This is a genomic window from Persicitalea sp., assembly GCF_041751555.1.
GTDB lineage: Bacteria > Bacteroidota > Bacteroidia > Cytophagales > Spirosomataceae > Persicitalea.
This window is the reverse complement of the sequence record NZ_JBGSXF010000765.1, coordinates 1-7,076: the sequence shown is the minus strand read 5'-3', so window position 1 is coordinate 7,076 and position 7,076 is coordinate 1. Positions and strand designations below refer to the sequence as shown.

Below are 7,076 nucleotides of genomic sequence, written 5' to 3'. Positions count from 1 at the left end.
CTACCTGGATTGGATCCAATTGCCACAGTATCGTTTGCCGGGCTTTTCAGAGGTAAAATCGGGTGACGTAGTGGTTTTCAACTACCCCCCTGAGTTGCAGCATCCTACCGATTTGAAGACCAACTACATCAAACGATGTATCGGCACACCGGGCGATAAATTAGAAGTGAGGAACGCTCAGGTTTATCTGAATGGGAGCCCGATGGTAAACCCGCCGCGCATGGAGAGTGAGTACTTTGTATCAACTACTACGGCCGTTAACGAAGACAAAGTTTTTCGGGAAAACGGCGTATCTGAATTTGCCAGCTACACCGAAACCTACAATGACACGATTCCGGGTAACGACGAGTCCGGCTACATCGCCTATACCACCGCCGATATTGCCGCCAAGCTAAAAGAATACGATTTCGTGCGTGACATCCGACCTGTCGTAGCTCCGAAGGACATCAGCGAGCCATCGCTTTATCCATCATCTTCCCTGGTCAAGTGGAACCGCGACAACTACGGTCCTATTACCGTGCCGAAAGGAGGCGTGACCGTGGCGATGACACCGGAGAATGTGGCGTTCTATGGTCCTGTCATTAAGTACTATGAGGGCTATGAAAACGTAGAATTGGCCGAAGGTAAGATTTCCATAGACGGCAAACCCATCGACGGCTATACTTTCAAGCAGGATTACTACTTCATGATGGGTGATAACCGCCATAATTCCGCCGACTCGCGCTATTGGGGCTTCGTTCCGATGGATCATATTGTGGGTAAGGCTGTATTCGTTTGGATGTCCATTGATCCAAACCCCACGAGTGCCGCCAACAAGATTCGCTGGAATCGGTTATTCAGGACAATCGACTAAGGGGCGGATGACGGAAGACCAAATTGCGGTTCTGGCTCTGGTACGCACGCCCAGCGTGGGTTCCGTCACGATTCGGCAATTGATAAGCTACTGCGGTGGGGCTGAAAAAGTCCACCGTTCTGACTACAAAAAGCTTATAAAAATACCTGGTGTCGGGGATAAGGTTGCGCGCAGCATTATTGGCAAACACGGTTGGACTGAAGCCGAGAAGGAATTTGAGCGGTGCAATAAAATTGGGGCCAAGTTGACCTTTTACACCGACCCCGACTATCCCAAAAGACTCAAACCGCTCTATGATTCGCCCGTGCTACTTTACTCGCAGGGCGTCATCGACTACAATGTTGTACGGACGGTAGGTATAGTCGGTACTCGCAAAATCACTGACTATGGTAAGTCCGTCACCGAAGCCATTATCAAAGAATTAGCACCCTACCAACCCTTGTTGGTTAGTGGCTTGGCCTATGGTATAGATATCACCGCCCACCGAGCTTGTTTGAAAAACGGAGTTCCTACGGTAGGAGTTATGGCCAGCGGTCTGGATGTAATATATCCTGCTGTTCACAAGCGTACCGCCGAGGAAATGCAGGCAAATGGCGGTATCGTTACAGAAAACCCATTTGGTACCAAGCCCGATTTCATGCGCTTTCCTGCCCGCAACCGCATTATCGCTGGATTGAGTGACGTTACGATCGTGGTGGAATCTGCCAAAAAAGGTGGAAGTCTCATTACCACCGAGTACGCTCAAAACTACCACCGCGAAGTATATGCCGTGCCGGGAAATCTCGGTAGTACTTATTCGGAAGGGTGCAACCAGCTAATCCGTAATAACAAGGCAAATCTTTTCTCCTCAGTAGAAGAAATGGCGCATGACTTGCAATGGGTTCTTGGTCAAACCGAACCCAAAGCACCGTCTAGATACGATAAACCTGAGGGGGAGCTGGTTTTTGAGGGCTTTACACAGGATGAAGGCCAGGTGTTGGCTCTATTGAAAAAAGGCGGCGATATGCAGATCGACGACATGAGCTGGCAGAGCGGCATTCACCTGGGTAAGCTCGCCACATTGCTACTAAACCTGGAATTCCAAGGGATGGTACGATCGCTGCCGGGCAAAAAGTACGCGCTGATCTGACCTATGATCGACTTCAAAAGAACCACGCTGGAATTGATCGAAATGGGGGAGGGGCTGACCGTGGAATTTAAGCGCACGATTGACAGTCCTTTCAAAATTGCTAAAACTCTCGCCTCTTTCGCCAACACTTCCGGCGGCGTATTACTAGTGGGCATCGCCGACAACCGTTCCACAGTTGGAATCGAATCTGAACTTCGCGAATTACAAAAACTTGAAAGGGCCTGCGGGGAACTTGTGGAGAAAGAATTGCTCGTTCGATGCAAGACGATCATATTGGGAATGAGCATAATCTTGCGGATCGAGATCGACGAAAGCGAAAACAAACCGCACTACGCTATTAATGAAAAGGGCGACCGTATCATCTACGTACGCACAAAGGACAAATCGGTACCTACCAATCGTCTCATGCTTCCAGGTGAAGCAGACACCGCTACGGACAAACTACTTGCCTCGCGTCCTGTCAAAAACCTCGTTCAGTACCTTAAGCAAAACGATAGCATCACGGAGAAAGACTTCTCCAACCTTATCAATGTCTCAGTGAAGCGCGCCACACGACTACTCCACGACCTCACGGATAAGGGGATTGTTCTAAAACGGGGTAGTGGGAAGGGGGCGTTGTACAGCTTAAAGTTGGCGAACTAATCAATTTGGAATTGGCGAATGTTGGAATGTCGGAATATCGGAATATTGTTTTCTTCAGCTGTTTAAAATATTCCGACATTCACTAATCGCCGGGTGTCCCCGTCCGACATCCAAATTATTGAATACCAACTAATTCAAGCTCAAACGTCAAATCCTGGCCAGCCAGCGGGTGATTGGCGTCGAGAACTACGTGTTCGTTGGCTACTTCCTTTACTACCACAGGAACTACTTGACCGTTGCCGTCCTGATGCATATTGAGCGTCACACCGGGTTCCAGAGGAATGTCGGAGGGGATTTGGGTACGGTCGAAGTTGATTAACAACTCTTCATTGACCGGGCCGTAAGCCTCCGCACTGGGAATATTGATCGTCTTCTTATCACCCACTTCCATGCCCGTCACGCCATCATCAAAGCCTTTAATAACTTGGCCCGTCCCCAATTGGAAGGACAGCGGATCACGTCCAGCGGACGAATCAAATAGTTGTCCGTCGGTTAGGGTGCCTTTATAATGTACTTGTACGGTGTCTCCCGATTTTGCCTTACTCATCTTGCAATGTTTTTTGAAAAAAATAAAATGAGAAAGGGAAACACCGCCCCTCCCCCAAATCGTTCATTCTAGATTTAGTAAGCACGAGCAAACACCACCCGCCGGTTCGAAGGCTTGCCGGAATACACACAAACACCTTCTTCCTCCGGCGCGCCCAGCGGAATACAGCGGATCGTGGCCTTGGTTTCTTCTTTTATTTTTTCTTCGGTTTCGGGAGTACCATCCCAGTGGGCGTAAATGAAGCCGCCCTTTTCGTCCAGAATTTCCTTAAACTCTTCGTAGGTATCCGCCTTAAAAGTATTTGCTTCACGATAGGCGAGAGCTTTGTCGTAGATGGACTGCTGAATTTCTTCGAGCAACGCCGCGATATGATCCACAATGCCTTCGAAAGGCATTGTTTCCTTAGTTTTGGTATCGCGACGAGCGACTTCGACCGTGCCATTGTCATAGTCACGCATCCCCATCGCTAACCGGATTGGAACACCGCGAAGTTCGTACTCGGCAAATTTGTAGCCGGGCTTATAGTCATCGCTGTCGTCGAATTTTACACTGATGCCTTTTTTCTTCAATTCTTTGACCAGTCCAGCTATCCTCTCAGAGATTTTGATAAGTTGATCCTCTTCGCGATAAATCGGCACGATAACTACTTGAATTGGGGCTAGTTTCGGGGGTAATACCAAACCGCTATCATCGGAGTGCGCCATGATTAGGGCTCCCATGAGTCTGGTGCTCGTTCCCCAGGAAGTTCCCCATACGTATTCCAATCCACCCTCTTTATCCTGAAACTTTACATCGAATGCTTTGGCAAAGTTTTGCCCCAGGAAGTGCGACGTACCCGCTTGCAAGGCTTTGTTGTCTTGCATAAGTGCTTCTATGCAGTAGGTTTCTACGGCTCCGGCAAAGCGTTCGTTGGCCGTCTTTACGCCGCGCAGTACGGGCAGTGCCATCCATTCTTCGGCAAAAGTGGCATAAACATCCAGCATCTGCTCTGTTTCGGCGATGGCCTCTGCTTGGGTAGCGTGGGCGGTGTGCCCTTCTTGCCACAAAAATTCGGTAGTACGTAGGAAAATTCGGGTGCGCATTTCCCAGCGTACCACATTGGCCCATTGATTGATGAGTAGCGGCAGATCACGATACGACTGAATCCAGTTTTTGTAAGTACTCCAAATCACTGTTTCAGAAGTGGGCCGTACGATGAGCTCTTCCTCCAGCTTCGCCTCTGGGTCTACGACTACCCCGCCGCCGTTCGGGTCGTTCATTAAGCGATAGTGGGTCACCACGGCGCACTCTTTGGCAAAGCCCTCTACATGATCGGCTTCTTTGCTCAAAAAAGATTTTGGGATGAACAGAGGGAAGTAAGCGTTTGAATGTCCCGTTTCCTTAAACATGTCGTCCATGGCACGTTGCATTTTTTCCCAGATCGAAAAACCGTAGGGTTTGATAACCATGCAGCCCCGGACGGGCGAATTTTCAGCCAAGTCAGCTCTTTTTACCAGTTCGTTGTACCATTCGGAGTAGTTTTCGCTACGGGTGGGTAATCCTTTACTCATTATTGACTTTTATTTAAACTTTTTGCGTGACGAATTGTCAGTAGTGTACCTGATTTTGAGGTTGCAAAGATAGTTTTTTATGCTATATTTGTACTCAACGTTGCCAATGCAACGTTTTCTCAGTACCAGGAATGAAAATTGTAGATTTCAAAGTATCAATATAATTAACCTTTTCGCCATGACAACCATAAACAAACTCACTTACCTTTCGGTGGTTGCTCTCCTCGGGACATGGGGTTGCTCTTCGAGTCAACTCACATCACGTTCTGGTTCTTCTTACGACGACCTCTACGGAAGTTCATCGGAAGTGACCGTAGCTGCCCGAGTTGAAAACAATCAGCGCGAGAGCCGCAATACCAACCCCGACTATCAGTCTGGGAACTATGATTCAAGAAACCAGAACGGTAACGCTGACTACTACGACGAATCATATCTGTCATCTCGTAACGCGCAGAGGCGCGTGTCTGATGGGGCAGGTTATGATTCTGGATTCCGCGAAGGATATTACGCCGGGCGGAACACTGGTTTCGGCATGAATAATATGTACAACTACGGCTCTATGTGGCCGATGGCTGGTTCAGCCTTCGGAATGGGCTTCCAAATGGGTCTCGGCAACTCGATGCGCTTTGGGTACAGCCCGTTTAACCGATACGGCATGGGGTACAACTCATGGGGTAATCCCTGGAACTCGTGGGGTAGCCCTTGGAACAGTGGATTCAACTCCTTTGGTTATGATCCTTTCAGTCCCTTCGGGTACGGCAGTATGGCTTACGGCTATGGTGGCGGATACAGTCCGTTTGGTTATGGTGGCTTCAATAATTGGGGAAGTCCCTGGGGCTACGGTGGCGGATTTGGTGGCTACAATGCCTTTAATCCTTACTACGGGGGTTTCGGTAACCGAGTGTTTGTGGTAAATAACAACGATAATGGACGAGCCACTCGTGGCTACGGTCCACGTACTAACACTGCCAGGAGTAACGAAAACTACAACCGTGAATTTACCAATGCGGCTCGTACTTCTCGTAACAACGGTGGACGTGAGGCTTACAACTCGACTTATAGCGAACCGTCGCGTGGTACATCGTCCTCATCGGATAGTTATTACGCTCGCCCACGGGCCAACAGTAGCGGAACTTATTACAATGGTGATGGTTCATCTGCAGGTCGCACAAGTTCAGAAGCGTCTTCCAGCCGCAATGCCAGGAGCAGCTCGACCAGCGAGACGCCGTATTATTCCTCACCTCGGTCAAGTTCCAACAGTTCTTATAGTTCCGGTAACAGCAGCCGCTCTTCCCGGACGTATCAGAGCAGTCCCAGCTATAATTCCAGCCGAGGATCTGGCAATAGCAACTCTACCTACCAGGCTCCTGACCAGTCGACGTATCAAACACCCAGCCGTTCTACATCGACGCCTACTTACAATAGTGGGTCGAGTAGTCGGGGTAGCGTGAGCTCACCAAGTCCGAGTCCTGCATCTAGCGCCCCGCGTTCTCGGGGACCGAGATAATTGGTTTAAGGTGATTTGACAAATAATAAAAGGGCCCTACAAATAATCAATTTTGTGGGGCCTTTCATTAAGATTACACCTCAGTTTTCCACTATTAGCCCACCATAATCATGAATATTATAAAGTATAGCTTACTGGTTGTCGCCTCGTGCGTAGCGGTATTGCCCTCCCAAGCGCAGTATGCCGCCGACGCCTTCCGTTTTTCAGAAATTAATCAGACGGGTACGGCCCGATTTCAGGGTGTAGGTGGCAATCATGCCGCTCTGGGCGGGGACGCCAGCAACATCAGCGGTAACCCCGCTGGATTAGGTTTTTACAACCGCTCAGAGTTAAGTATCAGCCCGTCGTTTCGAAATATTAACACCGAAACTACCTACCTTGGCCGGGTGCAAGCAGATGGTAAGACCAATCCTAACCTAACGCAGGCCTCACTGATCATAGCGGGAAAACCTAATCGCTACGATAGTAACTGGAAGCGTTCTTCGATTGGAATTTCGTACACCCGACAGCAATCGTTCCACAACATTTTCTCCTATTCAGGAAGGAATGAGCGTTCTGCGTTTGTGGATGCGGCGGTAGACGACGCCAATCGGAGAAATATTTCAGCCGATGCCCTCGATCAGGAGTTTGACATTGACAATCGGCAGGCGTTCACTCAGGCTGGTGCCTACTATCAGCTATACATGATAAATCCAACTACCGCCGTTGGCCCCCCCTACACTCGATACGAGCGGGGAAGTGCAACAGACCAACTGGGTAGTTTCGAGTCCACCGGGGCTCACTCACAGTGGACGTTTGCTTATGCGGGCAATTACAACGATAAAGTTTATATCGGGGCATCGGTCGGT

6 protein-coding genes and 1 pseudogene are annotated in these 7,076 nt (G+C 49.3%); 5 read left to right on the top strand and 2 right to left on the bottom strand.

Annotated features, from left to right (window positions below; translation table 11 throughout):
- The 3 genes from lepB to ACEW8P_RS26705 form a co-directional block, all read left to right on the top strand.
- Positions 1-853: signal peptidase I (gene lepB, locus ACEW8P_RS26715; RefSeq protein WP_373516111.1), on the top strand; the 853-nt coding region annotated here is incomplete at its 5' end.
- A gap of 7 nt (positions 854-860) precedes the next feature.
- Positions 861-1,982 (top strand): DNA-processing protein DprA, encoded by a 1,122-nt coding sequence (dprA, locus tag ACEW8P_RS26710; RefSeq protein ID WP_373516112.1) that lies wholly within the window; start codon positions 861-863, stop codon positions 1,980-1,982.
- Between the two features lie 3 nt (positions 1,983-1,985).
- Entirely contained in the window at positions 1,986-2,624 is a 639-nt protein-coding gene (locus tag ACEW8P_RS26705) for a helix-turn-helix domain-containing protein (protein ID WP_373516110.1), read from the top strand.
- A gap of 115 nt (positions 2,625-2,739) precedes the next feature.
- On the opposite strand, the gene ACEW8P_RS26700 is transcribed toward ACEW8P_RS26705, so the two are convergent.
- Positions 2,740-3,171, bottom strand: coding sequence for a peptidylprolyl isomerase (locus ACEW8P_RS26700; RefSeq protein ID WP_373516109.1), 432 nt, complete (start codon positions 3,169-3,171; stop codon positions 2,740-2,742).
- 74 nt (positions 3,172-3,245) lie between these two features.
- Entirely contained in the window at positions 3,246-4,721 is a 1,476-nt protein-coding gene (gene proS, locus ACEW8P_RS26695) for a proline--tRNA ligase (RefSeq protein WP_373516108.1), read from the bottom strand.
- A 178-nt stretch (positions 4,722-4,899) separates the two neighbouring features.
- On the opposite strand from proS, the gene ACEW8P_RS26690 reads away from it, so the two are divergent.
- Positions 4,900-6,228, top strand: a complete 1,329-nt coding sequence (locus tag ACEW8P_RS26690; RefSeq protein ID WP_373516107.1) for a hypothetical protein — start codon at positions 4,900-4,902, stop codon at positions 6,226-6,228.
- Positions 6,229-6,338: 110 nt separating this feature from the next.
- Positions 6,339-7,076: pseudogene (locus tag ACEW8P_RS26685) on the top strand (hypothetical protein); the annotation flags it as partial.